The organism is Leifsonia sp. NPDC077715 (genome assembly GCF_040686855.1).
Classification (GTDB): Bacteria; Actinomycetota; Actinomycetes; order Actinomycetales; family Microbacteriaceae; genus Leifsonia.
The window spans coordinates 444,143-457,110 of the sequence record NZ_JBFBOG010000003.1 but is presented as its reverse complement, the minus strand read 5'-3'; the positions used below and the strand labels follow the sequence as shown (position 1 = coordinate 457,110).

Below are 12,968 nucleotides of genomic sequence, written 5' to 3'. Positions count from 1 at the left end.
GCCGGTCTCAGTCGCGGGTGAGCTTGCGGTAGGCGGAGCGGTTCGGCTTGGCGGCGTCCGGGCCGAGGCGTTCGACCTTGTTCTCCTCGTATGCTTCGAAGTTGCCCTCGAACCAGTACCAGTTCGCCGGGTCCTCGTCGGTCCCCTCGTAGGCGAGGATGTGGGTCGCGATCCGGTCGAGGAACCACCGGTCGTGGGTGATGACCACGGCGCAGCCGGGGAACTCGAGAAGCGCGTTCTCGAGGCTGGACAGCGTCTCGACGTCGAGGTCGTTGGTCGGCTCGTCGAGGAGCAGGAGGTTGCCGCCCTGCTTCAGCGTCAGCGCCAGGTTGAGGCGGTTGCGCTCACCACCGGAGAGCACGCCGGACTTCTTCTGCTGGTCCGGACCCTTGAACCCGAACGTGGAGACGTAGGCGCGCGACGGCACCTCGGTCTTGCCGACCTGGATGTAGTCGAGCCCGTCGGACACGACCTCCCAGACGTTCTTGTTCGGGTCGATGCCGCCTCGGGTCTGGTCGACGTACGAGATCTGCACGGTCTCGCCGACCTTCAGGTCGCCGTCGTCCAGCGGCTCGAGGCCGACGATCGTCTTGAACAGCGTGGTCTTTCCGACGCCGTTCGGGCCGATGACTCCGACGATGCCGTTGCGCGGGAGCGTGAAGCTGAGGCCGTCGATGAGCTTGCGGTCGCCGAAGCCCTTCTCGAGGTCCTTCGCCTCGATCACGACGTTGCCGAGACGCGGCCCCGGCGGGATCTGAATCTCCTCGAAGTCGAGCTTCCTTGTGCGCTCCGCCTCGGCAGCCATCTCCTCATACCGGGCGAGTCGGGCCTTCGACTTGGCCTGACGGCCCTTGGCGTTGCTGCGCACCCAGTCGAGCTCTTCCGAGAGGCGCTTGGCGAGCTTGGCGTCCTTCTTGCCCTGGATCGCAAGCCGCTCGCGCTTCTTCTCGAGGTACGTCGAGTAGTTGCCCTCGTACGGGTACAGGTGGCCGCGGTCGACCTCGGCGATCCATTCGGCCACGTGGTCGAGGAAGTACCGGTCGTGCGTGACGGCGAGCACGGCGCCGTGGTACTTGCCGAGGTGCTGCTCGAGCCAGAGCACGCTCTCGGCGTCGAGGTGGTTGGTGGGCTCGTCGAGGAGCAGCAGGTCGGGCTTCTGCAGCAGGAGCTTGCACAGCGCGACACGACGCTTCTCACCACCGGACAGGGTGTTGACCGGCCAGTCCCCCGGCGGGCAGCGGAGCGCGTCCATCGCCTGCTCGAGCTGGGAGTCGAGGTCCCACGCGTCGGCGGCGTCGATCTGCTCCTGCAGCGTGCCCATCTCGGCGAGCAGGGTGTCGAAGTCGGCGTCGGGGTCGGCGAGGAGACCGGAGATCTCGTTGAACCGGTCGACCTTCTGCTTGATCTCGCCCACGCCCTCCTGGACGTTCTCGAGCACGGTCTTGCTCTCGTCGAGCTGCGGCTCCTGCATGAGGATGCCGACCGTGTAGCCCGGAGTGAGCTTGGCCTCGCCGTTGGAGGGCGTGTCCAGGCCGGCCATGATCTTCAGGATGGTGGACTTACCGGCGCCGTTGGGACCCACGACGCCGATCTTGGCGCCCGGGAGGAACGCCATCGTGACATCGTCGAGGATCACCTTGTCGCCGACCGCCTTGCGGGCGCGCACCATCGAGTAAATGTATTCGGCCACTCTTCTTCTCAAACTCCCTGTCGTCGGCTTCTTGCCGTATACGAGGATACCGGGAACGCGTGTGCTCCCGGTCGGTTCTGCCTGCTAGGCGCGCGCGCTCACCAGTCGATCGGGCGCGTCTGCCCGATGAGGCAGGTACCCGTCGGCAGGACCGGCACGGCCTGGCTCCAGTAGCCGCCGGCGTCGGCGCCGTTCTGGCCGATCAGGCAGGTGTCGCCCATGCGCACGGCGAACTGGATGGAGTTGGCCTTCAGCCCGATCGTCGTGGTGTCGACCGTCAGTTGCATGTCGCCCTTCTGGAATCCGGCCGCGACGAGCGCGTCGATGAAGTCGCGTCCCTTGGCGTTCGGGTTCGCCGCGAGCGTAGCCCGGTTGACCTGGTCGAAGTACGGCAGGTTCTGCTCGGCCGTGCCGCCGGGCACGAGCGCGATGGCCGCGGGCGCGGGCGCGGACGGCGTCGGGGAAGCAGGGGCGGAGCTCGTCGGCGCCGACGGACTCGAAGTCGCCACCTTCTCGCCGGTGCATCCGGTCAGCGCGAGCAGCACCGCGACCCCGGCCGCGAAGAACGACGCGGACACAACGGAGAAACCGGTCCTTCGGTCCACGGGGCGCGTCATATGCCTCATCTTAGGGTGCCGCTCCTGAGAGCGCGTCGGGAGGCGCGGTCGCCTCGTCGCCCGCTGGCCCGCCGACCGATTTCGTGAACCGCGACCGACCCCAGGCGAGGTCGTGCCCGATCGAGTCGGCCTCGATCTCCACGGTCACGCCCTGCTTGTCGCCCGTCCACTCCCGCAGGTGGATGCGCCCGGCGACCAGCACCGGGTCGCCCTTCGCGATCGACCGCGCCGCCCCCAGCGCCAGCTTGCGGAAGGCGCTCACCGTGTACCAGTTGTGCCCGCCGTCCTCCCAGGTGGACGCCTGCCGGTTGTACCGGCGCCTCGTCGTGACGAGCCGGAAGCTCGTGATCGGCAGGCCCGCCTCTGTGACGAGATGGCGCGGCTCGGTGGCGACGAAGCCGCGGACGGCGACGGTGTCGGACATGGTCTCCCCTTTCGGAACGCCCGCCGCGGTGGCGGGTGCGAGACCACTCTCTCGCCCGCCGCGAGCGAGCGCAGGACAGGATCGAGATCGGTGGATAACCTGCGAAGCCGCCGACCTGTGGACGACTCGCCCGACGACTACGCCGCCACGTACTCCGCGTACGACGCCCGGATCTTGTTCACCTTCGGCAGCGCCACCGCGAGGCAGTATCCCTGACCCGGGTTCTTGGCGAAGAAGTCCTGGTGGTACTCCTCGGCGCGGTAGAACGGGCCGAGCGGTTCGATCGTCGTGACGATGCCGCCGTCCCAGTACTCCGCCGCTCGGTCGCGTGCCGCCTCGAACAGCTCGCGCTGCGCCTCGCTGTCGTAGAACATCGCCGAGCGGTACTGCGTGCCGATGTCGTTGCCCTGGCGGTTGAGCTGTCGCGGGTCGTGGAGGGTGAAGAAGACGTCGAGGATGACGCTCGCCGGGATCACCTCGGGGTCGAAGGTCACGGCGACCGCCTCCGCGTGCCCGGTGCGACCCGTGCAGACCTCTTCGTAGGTCGGGTCCACCGCCGTGCCGCCGGTGTAGCCGGACACCACGTCCTGCACGCCGCGCAGCACGCGGTACACCGCGTCCAGGCACCAGAAGCACCCACCGGCCACCACGAATGTCTGCATTACCCGTCCCCTTCCGATCCGACTGCCTCCATTCTGCTACGGGCGCAGTTGGCGACACGACGCGAACGGTCCGCGGGAGGCCGCCGAAGCGCCGTTACCATCGCGGCATGCAGTGGTGGAATGACTTCGTCGATTGGTTCGCATCGCCGGCAGCACGCCCGGTGATCTTCTACGCGGCGGTCCTCGCGGTCGCCGTGATCCTCTCCGGCCTCATCGCCGCCTGGATCGCCCGGGGCGCCCTCAAGGGCCTCCTCTCCCGCACCGACCGTCAGCAGAAGGCGTCGGCCATCGCGGCCCTCGTGGATGCGGCGACCGAGGCCTCCGTCTGGAACTCGCTCACCCCGGCCGAGCAGGTGCTCTCCGACCGCGCGGTCGGCCAGGCCGACATCATGGTGCGCCTGCTCCCGATCAAGAGCTCCGGGCTCGCCGCCAACTGGGCCGGTCACCAGCTCGCCGAGCTGAAGCGGGCCTCCGCCACCTTCGGCTACCAGGCCGACCCGGCGATCGCCGAGTTCCGCGACCGTCTCATCGAATGGCAGAACAAGCCGGGCCGCGCCCGCAAGATCTTCCAGAGCGACCTGGAACGCTGGCGGTTCGAGAACACCGACAACGAGCGGTCGCTGATCGCACAGCAGGACGCGTGGGTCGCCCAGCAGCACCACGAGCAGTACGCGACGCCGGCGACCACCACGACGGCCGCCGAGGAGACCGCACCCGCCACCGCGCGCACGCCGGAAGCGGCTCCCGCCAACCCGTTCGCCGCGGCCGCAGCCGAGTCGAACGCGACCGAGTCGAACGCGTCCGCCGACACCTCTCCGACCTCGCGCCTCAGCCAGCCGGTCTGACCCGCGCCGAAGCACTCCACCCGAACGCGAAGGGCGCCGGCATCACGCCGGCGCCCTTCGTCGTTCGTGGAGCAGTCCGCTCAGCGGCTGTACGACCCCTCGTTCCACCAGGAGTCGAACATGCTCGCCGGGGGCTGCCGCTTGTGCTCGGTCGCCCGGTAGCGCTGCTCCAGCGCCTCCGCGACCTCGTCCGCGACGTCCTTGCCCTCCAGATAGTCGTCGATCTCCTCGTAGGTGAGCCCGAGGTTGTCCTCGTCGGTCTGTCCGGGGTTCAGATCGAGGAGGTCGGCCGTCGGCGCCTTCTCGTAGAGCCGCGCAGGCGCGTCCAGGTGCCGCAGCAGCTGCTTGCCCTGACGCTTGGTGAGCCCGCTCAACGGCAGGATGTCGGTGCCGCCGTCGCCGTACTTCGTGAAGAAGCCGGTCACCGCCTCGGCGGCGTGGTCGGTGCCCACCACCAGATAGGCGCCCTGCCCGGCGATCGCGTACTGGGCGACCATGCGGATGCGCGCCTTGACGTTGCCCTTCACGAAGTCGGTCATCGGCTCGCCGAGCGCGTCGGCGTACTCGTCCTCGACGCCGTCGGTGCCGCGCTGGATGTTGAAGACCACCTGGCGCTTCGGCTGGATGAAGGACAGCGCGAGCTGCGCGTCCTCCTCGTCGCGTTGCACGGCGTAGGGCAGCCGCACGGCGATGAAGTCCGCCTCGGTGCCCTCGTCCGCAAGCCGCTCGACGGCCAGCTGCGTGAGCCGGCCCGCGAGCGTGGAGTCCTGGCCGCCGCTGATCCCCAGCACGAAGCCCTTCGCGCCGGTGGTGCGCACGTAGTCGACGAGGAAGCCGACGCGACGCTCGATCTCCGTCGCCGGGTCGACCTCCGGACGAACGTGCAGATCCTCGATGATTCTCGCCTGTTGTTCACGCATGACGACACACTATCCCCGGCGGATTTCGCCCGTGTGAACGGTCTGCCCGGCAGCCCGGTCCCGTCGCTAGCATGCGCCCATGGACCCCGCTGTCACGAGCGTCGTGCTCGTCCCGCTGATCGCCGTCGCGGCGGCCCTCCTGACCACGGCGATCGGACGCTGGGTGAAGATCCCGCTGGTGGTCTTCGAGATCGTGCTCGGGCTGATCATCGGCCCCAGCGTTCTCGGCTGGGTGCACGAGACCGATGAGCTGACCGCATTGGCGAACTTCGGTCTCGCGTTCCTCTTCTTCATGGCGGGCAACGAGATCGACTTCGCGGCCATCGGCGCGCGACGTCTGCGGAAGGCGTCGCTGCTGTGGGTCGTCTCGCTCGCCGCGGGCGTCTTGTTCGCGGCGCTGATCGCCGGGGATGCGGTCCGCGGCGTCTATGTCGGCATCGCGCTGACGTCGACGGCGCTCGGCACGCTCATGCCGGTGCTGCGGGATGCGGGCGAGCTGCGGACGCCGTTCGGCCGCGCGGTGACCGCCGTCGGAGCCGTCGGCGAGTTCGGTCCGCTGCTCGCGATATCCCTCTTCCTCAGCGGGCGCCGGCCGCTCGCCGCCGCGCTAGTGCTGATCGGCTTCGCCGTCATCGCGGGCGGAGCCATCTGGTTCGCGTCGCGCGGCGGCCACCGGGGCTTCCACGCCCTGGTGCGCGCGACCCTCCACACCAGTGGACAGTTCGCGGTGCGGTTCGTGGTCCTGATCATCGCCGCACTGGTCGGCCTGAGCATCGCCCTAGGCCTCGACATGTTGCTCGGCGCGTTCGCCGCCGGCGTGCTGATCCGCATCCTGCTGGCCGGCGCGGAACCGGCGGATGCGCACCAGATCGAGAGCAAGCTGGAGGCGGTCGCGTTCGGCGTCGTGGTGCCGATCTTCTTCATCAACACCGGGATCGGCTTCGACCTGAAGGCGCTGCTCGGCGATCCGCGCGCGCTCCTCCTGCTGCCGATCTTCCTGGTGCTGCTGATCGTCGTGCGCGGCATCCCGGCCTCGTTCTCCGCCCCGCCCGGCTCGCCGCCCCGCGACCGCGCCTCGCTCACCCTGTTCGCGGCGACCGGGCTGCCGATCATCGTCGCCGTGACGCAGATCGGCGTGCGCGACCACGAAATCCCGGCCGGCACCGCGACGGCGCTGGTAGGGGCCGGGATGCTGTCCGTGCTGATCTTCCCGCTCGTCGCGCTCACCATGCGGCGCCGGAGCCCCGACGGAGGCATCCGCCCGGCGGACCCCGACTCGATCCCGATCGAGGGCTGAGCTACGCGACCCGGCTGACGGCGCGGGCGAGGATGGCGGTCGTCAGCGCTTCCACGGGCTCGCGCGCGGCGGACGGGTTCGACAGCAGCGTGAAGTCCACGTGGCCGAGTTCCGGCAGCCCGAACCGGTTCGTCACCTTGATGAGGTCGGTCGGAATGAGCGAACGCGGGAACACCGCCACGCCGATGCCCGCGCGAACGGCGGCGAGCACGCCGTTCACCTCGCGGGTGTTGCAGGTGATCCGCCACGTGCGTCCCGCCGCCTCCAGCGCGTCGATCGCGGCCTGCCGGCTGATGCTCGGGCCCTGGTAGGCGATGAGCGGCACCGGGCCGTCGGGGTCGAGGATGGTCTTCTCCTGCCCCATCCACACCAGTTCGTCGGTCGCGACCACCGCGCCCTCGGTGGTGCCGGGCGTCTGCTTGATGAAGATGAGGTCCAGGTGGCCGGCCTTGAGCTTGCGGTGCAGCGGAGCCGACTGGTCGACGGTCAGCTCCAGGTTGATCTGCGGGTTCTGCTGCCGGAAGTGGCGCAGGATGCGGGGCAGCGTCGTGATCGCGAGATCGTCGGCGGCGCCGAACCGCAGACGCCCGCGCATCGCCGAGCCGCTGAAGTAGCTGTCGGCCTCCGCCAGCGCGGCGAGGATGGTGCGCGCGAACCCGGCCATCGCATCCCCGTTGTCGGTGAGCCGCACCTCGCGGGTGTCGCGTGCGATCAGCTGCCGCTTGGCGGACTGCTCCAGCTTCCGGATGTGCTGGCTGACGGTCGGCTGGCTGATCCCCAGCCGTGCCGCCGCCTTCGTGAAGCTGCGCGTGTCGGCGACCGCGAGGAACGTCTGGAGGAGCACCGGGTCGAACATTCCGCATCCATTCGAAAAGCCAATGGGAGTTATAGCCGTTATCGGGAACAAGAATAGCCTCGGATGCGTAATCTCGAAGCGAGACTTCATACGAAACCAGCGACGACATCGAGGTAACACCACAGTGGCGCACTCCACCGCAGCGGCCCCGCCCACCGGACCCATGCCGGTCCTCTCCGCCAAGCCGCCGTGGCGCGAGACGTTCGTCTCCCTGCGGGTGCCGAACTACCGCCGTTTCGCCGCGAGCAACCTCGTCGCCAACACCGCCGTGTGGATGCAGCGCATCGCCATGGACTGGCTGGTGCTGCAGCTCTCGGGGAGCGTCGCCGCGGTCGGCGTCACGGTGTTCATGCAGTTCACCCCGATGCTGATCCTCGGGCTATGGGGCGGCGTCATCGCCGACCGCTACTCCAAGCAGACACTTCTGGTGATCACCCAGTCGTGTGCGGCCGGGCTCGCCGCGCTCCTCGCCGTGCTGACGCTCACCGGCGGCATCGAGGTCTGGCACGTCTACGCGATCTCCTTCGCGCTGGGACTGGTGACCGTGGTGGACAACCCGGCACGCCAGGTCTTCGTGAACGAGCTGGTCGGCCCGACGTACCTGCGCAACGCGATCAGCCTCAACTCGTCCATCTTCCAGCTCGGTGGACTCATCGGTCCGGCGCTCGGAGGCGTGCTCATCACGGCGGTCGGCGGCGGCTGGTCGTTCGCGATCAACGCGATCGCCTGCCTCGCCGTGGTGTTCGCCGTCGCCACGCTGAAGCGCTCCGAGTTGCACTCCTCCCCCGCCGCTCCCCGCCGGAAGGGACAGCTCGTCGAGGGGATGCGCTACGTGCGCAGCAAGCCGGTGATCTTCTGGACGGTCGTCATGGTCGCGGTGATCGCGGTGTTCGCGTTCAACATGCCGGTGTTCCTCGCCGCGTACGCCAACGACATCTTCCACGTCGGCGCGCAGGGTTACGGGCTGTTCAACGCGCTCGTCGCGGCGGGCGCGCTGACCGGCGCTCTCGCCTCCACCCGCCGGACCAGCGTGCGCCTGTCGATGGTCGTGGGCACCGCCGCCGCGCTCGGGATCGTGCAGGCGCTGGCCGGCTTCGCGCCCGGCGAGGTGGCGTTCGGGATGCTGCTGATCGGCGTGGGCGTGGGGAACCTGCTGTTCATCACCGCCGCGAACTCGCTCGTCCAGATGTCGTCGAACGTGCAGATCCGCGGGCGTGTGATCTCGCTGTACATCCTGGTGCTCCTCGGTGGCCAGGCCCTCGGCGGACCGCTGATGGGGTGGATCGTGGAGCAGGTCGGCCCGCACATCGCGATGGCAGTCTCGGGGCTCGTGCCGGCGGCGGCCGCGGCCGTCATCGCGGTGCTGATCGCGCGGCAGGCGAGCCTGCGGCTGCGGTTCGGCCTGCGCGGCCGGCGGCCGGTGATCGCGATCGTCAACCGCGCGGGGAAGAGCGGCGCGACGCTCTGACGGTATCGTGGAGGCGACGCCCCCGTAGCTCAGCGGATAGAGCAGGAGCCTTCTAATCTCTTGGTCGCAGGTTCGATTCCTGCCGGGGGCACCAATCCCACCCCGCAGATTCGTGCCGAATGTACGTTATGGCGCCGCGATGACGCACATTCGGCACGAATGACCGCGGTGGAGCGACGAGAAAGGCCCGACTCCATCAGGAGCCGGGCCTTTCGTCTGGGGTGAGTAACGGGGCTTGAACCCGCGACCTCCTGGACCACAACCAGGCGCTCTACCAACTGAGCTATACCCACCATGTGCCCCGCGGCGGGCGAGGCAACTCGTCGATTCTAGTACATCCGGGGAGCCCATTTTTCCACGACGCCGGTCGCCACCGCCTGCACGTCCTCGGTCGTCGGGCCGGGGGGCGCGACGAACGCGGCGGAGCGGTAGTAGTCGAGCTCGCGGATCGACTCGAGGATGTCGGCGAGGGCGCGGTGGCCGCCGTTCTTCTCGGGGGCGTTGAAGTAGATGCGGGGGAACCAGCGGCGGGCCAGCTCCTTGATCGAGGACACGTCGACGTTCCGGTAGTGCAGGTGGTTGTCGAGCCGCGGCATGTACTTCGCGAGGAACATGCGGTCGGTGCCGATCGTGTTGCCGGCGAGCGGAGCGGTGCGCGCGGTCGGCGCGAACTTCAGGACGTACTCCAGCACCTCGTACTCGGCCTCGGCGAGGCTCTTGCCGTCGGGGATCTCTTCGATCAGCCCGGAGGTGGTGTGCATCTGCCGCACGAAGTCGCCCATGTGCTCGAGCGCCGAGTCGTCGGGCTTGATGACGATGCTGAGACCTGGGTCGAGCACGTTCAGCTCGAAGTCGGTGATCACCACCGCGATCTCGACGAGCTCGTCGACCTCGAGGTCGAGGCCGGTCATCTCGCAGTCGATCCAGACCAGTCGATCCGAGGAGGTAGCCATACCAGCGAGTCTAGTGCGGGCCTCCGACGGTCCTCGGCACGGGGAGCTTCGGCCCGCGTCCATCGCCCGTCGACACGTGCCGCAGGCGGCGGGCGACCCACGGGATCGCGTACACCCGCAACCAGGTGCGGAGCGGCACCGCGTCGGGTGGCGCAGGCGGGTCGTCCGGCGGCGCGGACGCCTCCGGGCCGCCGATCTGCGCGAACGGCACGCCGAGAGCATGAGCGGCCTGGGCGGCGAGCAGCCGGTGGCCCCGGGTGCTGAGGTGGACGCGGTCGGACGCCCACATCGCCGGGTCGCGGAACTCCCGCACGCCCCACACGTCCAGCACGATCGCGCGCTGGTCGCGGGCGATGCTCCAGATGTTGGCGTTGAACACGGCCGCACGCCCCCGGAACGGCTTGAGGAAGAACGCGAACTGCGGGTCGAAGATGTTCGCCAGCAGCACGGTCGCCCCGGACGCGCGCAGCGACCGGATGCCGGACTCCAGTCTGACGGCCAGCGCGTCCGGGTCGGCGGCGGGGCTCATCAGGTCGCTCCCGCCGACCATGACCGAGACGAGGTCGGGTCCGAGCTCGAGCGCGTGCGGGATCTGCGCATCCACCACGTCCGCGATGCGGCGGCCGCGGACGGCGAGGTTGGCGAACTCCACGGTGGCGCCGGAGAGCCGAGCGTCGCCGTCCAGGATGCCGGCCAAGCGGTCCGCCCAGCCGAGGAACGCGTCCGGCTGCCCGGGCGCGCTGTCGCACAGGCCCTCGGTGAGCGAGTCTCCGAGGGCGACGTAGCGCGTGAAGGTCGTTCGGCTCACGGTCCGATCATCGACCGGCCGGGGTGCGCGACGGGTGCGCCGACGGCAGGTTCCGCGCGATCGTCGCCGCGATTTCGCCGGACGTACACTGACGGGGTGGATACGACACCGGCCGTTGACCCGGCGGACACCCGGGACGCGCAGCTCACGCTCTACACCTCGGCCTTCTGCGAGCCGTGCATGCAGACGCGCGCGGTGCTCGCGGAGGCCTCGCGACTCACGCCACGCATCCGGGTGACCGAGCGGGATGTGGCGCGCAACCTCCAGGAGGCGGAGCGCGACGGCATCCGCTCGACGCCGACGGTGATCGTCATGGGCGCCGACGGGTCCGAGGTGTTCCGCGCGGAGGGTGTGCCGACGCTCGCGCAGGTGCTGGCGGCGGCGGCGAAGGCGCTCTGAGTTATTGGTCTACCGCCCCCGCCGCGCGGTGCAGCAGGAAGATCCCGCCGTGCGCTGGCAGGTGCGACCGTTCCGCGTCGGTCTCGACGTACTCGTCGAGCACCGCGACGATCCGCCGGTCGAGCTCCGCCAGGTCCTCCGGGGACAGATGCAGGGAGAACCGCGCGTAGGTCGCGATGGACGCAGGCCCGGCCTCGGCGAGCTCCTGCTGGAACGCCTCGACGGGGGCGAGGCCGTGCGCGAGGTCGAGGTCTTCCAGCGGCGCGGACAGCCACCAGCTCTTGCCGGTCGAGCGGTACGGCTTCTCCAGAGCTCCGGACTCCCCCGTCCGCACCGCGGCCGGCTCCAGGAAGCCCGCGTCGACGAGCTGGCGCACGTGGTAGTACACGGTGCCCGCGTCCACTTCCAGCCGGTCGGCGAGCTGCTTGTTCGTCAGTTCTCCGTCGCCGCACAGGCGCAGGATGCGCACCCGCAACGGGTGGGACATCGCCTTCAGCTCCTGTGGCGTCGCGGGCCGGCGCTTGGCGTCCGGATCCGGCCGGCTCTCCTCGCTCATGGCCTCATCGTACCTGCTGATTGGGATTCTTCCATGCGATTGAGTTTTCCCAATCGACGTGCCAGGCTGGGTCCATGAGCACCAACGGCCTCGGAGCGCGCTACTGGAAGCTGTGGACCTCGGCCGGCCTCTCGAACCTGGCCGACGGCGCGATGAAGGTCGCCTTGCCCCTCGTCGCCATCCGCTACACCGACTCCCCCGCCGTGATCGCCGGGCTCGGCTTCGCGTTCACCCTCCCCTGGCTGCTGTTCGCCCTCACCGCCGGCGCCCTCGCGGACCGGATCGACCGCCGCCGGCTCATGCTCGTCGCGAACAGTGCGCGGGCACTGTTCCTCGCCTGCCTCACGGTCGTGACGGTTCTCGGCGGCGGGTCGATCTGGCTGCTGTACGTCGCCGCGCTCTGCATCGGGATCGCCGAGACGATCTACGACACGTCATCGCAGTCGATCCTCCCCCAGCTCGTGCCGCGCGACCGCCTGTCGCGGGCGAACGGCCGGCTCTACGCCGCGGAGATCACCGCGAACGAGTTCGTCGGGCCGCCGCTCGGCGGCTTCCTGGTGGCGATCGGCGTGGGCTTCGCCTTCGGCACGCCGGCCCTGCTCTGGGTGGCCGCGATCGGCGTGCTGCTGCTCGTCCGGGGCCGCTTCACGGCCGAGCGGACGGGGTCGACGACCATCCGCGCGGACATCGCGGAAGGGCTGCGCTTCCTGGGCCGCAGCACGCTGCTGCGCACGCTCGCGATCATGGTGGGCGTCTTCAACTTCGCGAGCTCGGCCGTGTTCACGGTGTTCGTGCTCTACGCCGCGGGCCCCAACTCCGTCATGAAGCTCTCGGACCCCGCGTACGGGCTCCTGCTCACCTTCTCCGCGATCGGCAGCGTCCTCGGCACCTTCCTCGCCGAGCCCGCCGAACGCCTGCTCGGGCGCTCGCGCGCGCTGGCTCTGACGATCGTCGGGTCCCTCCTGACCGTCGCGACGCCGGGATTCACTGCGAACCCGTTCATCATCGGCGCCGGGATGCTGCTGGGCGGCATCACCGTGTCCATCTGGAACGTCATCACCGTGTCCCTGCGTCAGCGGATCACCCCCACCCGGCTGCTGGGCCGGTTGAACAGCGCCTACCGCCTCCTCGCCTGGGGGACGATGCCGCTGGGCGCCGCGGTCGGCGGCCTCCTCGGGCAGCTGTTCGGCGTGCAATGGGTGTTCCTCATCATGGGCGCGCTCGTGCTCCTGCAGCTCATCCCGATGTTCTGGATCACGGATCGGCGGATGGACGCGGCGGAGACCGAGATCGAGACGCAGGAGGCGGCGGAGACGGCCGCCGAGAGCGCCGCAGATCGGTGACGCGTACACGACTTTGCCAGGATCCATGCCCCATCCGTCCAGAAACGGCGCCTAGGGTCTTCTCATGACGGCAACGGATATGCCGTCCGTGCCGCGCTGACGGCATCCAGCCCCCACCCCCAACCCTGAG

Annotated in this window: 14 protein-coding genes and 2 tRNA genes; 6 read left to right on the top strand and 10 right to left on the bottom strand. The window is 69.4% G+C overall.

From position 1 onward, the window contains the following. Positions 1-7 precede the first annotated feature (7 nt). The 4 genes from ettA to msrA all read right to left on the bottom strand — a co-directional run bounded on the left by ettA (position 8) and on the right by msrA (position 3,393). Positions 8-1,690 (bottom strand): energy-dependent translational throttle protein EttA, encoded by a 1,683-nt coding sequence (ettA, locus tag AB0P25_RS16010; protein ID WP_363808617.1) that lies wholly within the window; start codon positions 1,688-1,690, stop codon positions 8-10. A 98-nt stretch (positions 1,691-1,788) separates the two neighbouring features. After that, entirely contained in the window at positions 1,789-2,307 is a 519-nt protein-coding gene (locus AB0P25_RS16005) for a hypothetical protein (protein WP_363808616.1), read from the bottom strand. 10 nt (positions 2,308-2,317) lie between these two features. Beyond that, positions 2,318-2,731, bottom strand: coding sequence for a single-stranded DNA-binding protein (locus AB0P25_RS16000; RefSeq protein ID WP_363808615.1), 414 nt, complete (start codon positions 2,729-2,731; stop codon positions 2,318-2,320). 137 nt (positions 2,732-2,868) lie between these two features. Continuing rightward, complete coding sequence (gene msrA / locus AB0P25_RS15995; protein ID WP_363808614.1) at positions 2,869-3,393, bottom strand: peptide-methionine (S)-S-oxide reductase MsrA; 525 nt, start codon at positions 3,391-3,393, stop codon at positions 2,869-2,871. Between the two features lie 107 nt (positions 3,394-3,500). On the opposite strand from msrA, the gene AB0P25_RS15990 reads away from it, so the two are divergent. Continuing rightward, positions 3,501-4,238: a hypothetical protein gene (locus tag AB0P25_RS15990; protein WP_363808613.1), complete on the top strand. Its 738-nt coding sequence runs from the start codon at positions 3,501-3,503 to the stop codon at positions 4,236-4,238. Positions 4,239-4,318: 80 nt separating this feature from the next. Here AB0P25_RS15990 and nadE read toward each other — a convergent pair whose 3' ends face one another. Then, positions 4,319-5,158 carry an ammonia-dependent NAD(+) synthetase gene (gene nadE, locus AB0P25_RS15985; RefSeq protein WP_363808612.1) on the bottom strand — a complete coding sequence of 280 codons (840 nt, stop codon included), beginning with the start codon at positions 5,156-5,158 and terminating at the stop codon, positions 4,319-4,321. 79 nt (positions 5,159-5,237) lie between these two features. Here nadE and AB0P25_RS15980 point away from each other — a divergent pair, with 79 nt between their 5' ends. Continuing rightward, positions 5,238-6,455, top strand: coding sequence for a cation:proton antiporter (locus AB0P25_RS15980; RefSeq protein WP_363808611.1), 1,218 nt, complete (start codon positions 5,238-5,240; stop codon positions 6,453-6,455). A 1-nt stretch (position 6,456) separates the two neighbouring features. Here AB0P25_RS15980 and AB0P25_RS15975 read toward each other — a convergent pair whose 3' ends face one another. Then, positions 6,457-7,311, bottom strand: a complete 855-nt coding sequence (locus AB0P25_RS15975) for a LysR substrate-binding domain-containing protein (RefSeq protein WP_064108805.1) — start codon at positions 7,309-7,311, stop codon at positions 6,457-6,459. A gap of 163 nt (positions 7,312-7,474) precedes the next feature. Between AB0P25_RS15975 and AB0P25_RS15970 the strand changes: the two genes are divergently transcribed. After that, positions 7,475-8,779, top strand: a complete 1,305-nt coding sequence (locus AB0P25_RS15970) for an MFS transporter (protein WP_363808610.1) — start codon at positions 7,475-7,477, stop codon at positions 8,777-8,779. Between the two features lie 18 nt (positions 8,780-8,797). Next, positions 8,798-8,873, top strand: a tRNA-Arg gene (locus tag AB0P25_RS15965). A 123-nt stretch (positions 8,874-8,996) separates the two neighbouring features. Here the strand turns inward: AB0P25_RS15965 and AB0P25_RS15960 are convergent. The 3 genes from AB0P25_RS15960 to AB0P25_RS15950 all read right to left on the bottom strand — a co-directional run bounded on the left by AB0P25_RS15960 (position 8,997) and on the right by AB0P25_RS15950 (position 10,540). Next, positions 8,997-9,072, bottom strand: a tRNA-His gene (locus tag AB0P25_RS15960). A gap of 36 nt (positions 9,073-9,108) precedes the next feature. Continuing rightward, positions 9,109-9,732, bottom strand: a complete 624-nt coding sequence (gene orn / locus AB0P25_RS15955) for an oligoribonuclease (RefSeq protein ID WP_363808608.1) — start codon at positions 9,730-9,732, stop codon at positions 9,109-9,111. 10 nt (positions 9,733-9,742) lie between these two features. Next, positions 9,743-10,540 carry an SGNH/GDSL hydrolase family protein gene (locus AB0P25_RS15950; protein WP_363808606.1) on the bottom strand — a complete coding sequence of 266 codons (798 nt, stop codon included), beginning with the start codon at positions 10,538-10,540 and terminating at the stop codon, positions 9,743-9,745. Positions 10,541-10,636: 96 nt separating this feature from the next. Here AB0P25_RS15950 and AB0P25_RS15945 point away from each other — a divergent pair, with 96 nt between their 5' ends. After that, the gene (locus tag AB0P25_RS15945) at positions 10,637-10,939 is read left to right on the top strand and encodes a thioredoxin family protein (protein WP_363808605.1); all 303 of its coding nucleotides are present in this window, start codon (positions 10,637-10,639) and stop codon (positions 10,937-10,939) included. A 1-nt stretch (position 10,940) separates the two neighbouring features. Here AB0P25_RS15945 and AB0P25_RS15940 read toward each other — a convergent pair whose 3' ends face one another. Continuing rightward, entirely contained in the window at positions 10,941-11,495 is a 555-nt protein-coding gene (locus tag AB0P25_RS15940; protein WP_363808603.1) for a winged helix-turn-helix domain-containing protein, read from the bottom strand. Between the two features lie 74 nt (positions 11,496-11,569). Between AB0P25_RS15940 and AB0P25_RS15935 the strand changes: the two genes are divergently transcribed. Continuing rightward, positions 11,570-12,838 carry an MFS transporter gene (locus tag AB0P25_RS15935; protein ID WP_363808602.1) on the top strand — a complete coding sequence of 423 codons (1,269 nt, stop codon included), beginning with the start codon at positions 11,570-11,572 and terminating at the stop codon, positions 12,836-12,838. The last annotated feature ends 130 nt before the right edge of the window (positions 12,839-12,968 follow it).

Coding starts and splice junctions, on each gene's coding strand:
- AB0P25_RS16005 (WP_363808616.1), bottom strand. CDS start 2,307: ATGACGCGCCCCGTGGACCGAAGGACCGGTTTCTCCGTTGTGTCCGCG.
- AB0P25_RS16000 (WP_363808615.1), bottom strand. CDS start 2,731: ATGTCCGACACCGTCGCCGTCCGCGGCTTCGTCGCCACCGAGCCGCGC.
- msrA (WP_363808614.1), bottom strand. CDS start 3,393: ATGCAGACATTCGTGGTGGCCGGTGGGTGCTTCTGGTGCCTGGACGCG.
- AB0P25_RS15990 (WP_363808613.1), top strand. CDS start 3,501: ATGCAGTGGTGGAATGACTTCGTCGATTGGTTCGCATCGCCGGCAGCA.
- nadE (WP_363808612.1), bottom strand. CDS start 5,158: ATGCGTGAACAACAGGCGAGAATCATCGAGGATCTGCACGTTCGTCCG.
- AB0P25_RS15980 (WP_363808611.1), top strand. CDS start 5,238: ATGGACCCCGCTGTCACGAGCGTCGTGCTCGTCCCGCTGATCGCCGTC.
- AB0P25_RS15975 (WP_064108805.1), bottom strand. CDS start 7,311: ATGTTCGACCCGGTGCTCCTCCAGACGTTCCTCGCGGTCGCCGACACG.
- AB0P25_RS15970 (WP_363808610.1), top strand. CDS start 7,475: ATGCCGGTCCTCTCCGCCAAGCCGCCGTGGCGCGAGACGTTCGTCTCC.
- orn (WP_363808608.1), bottom strand. CDS start 9,732: ATGGCTACCTCCTCGGATCGACTGGTCTGGATCGACTGCGAGATGACC.
- AB0P25_RS15940 (WP_363808603.1), bottom strand. CDS start 11,495: ATGAGCGAGGAGAGCCGGCCGGATCCGGACGCCAAGCGCCGGCCCGCG.
- AB0P25_RS15935 (WP_363808602.1), top strand. CDS start 11,570: ATGAGCACCAACGGCCTCGGAGCGCGCTACTGGAAGCTGTGGACCTCG.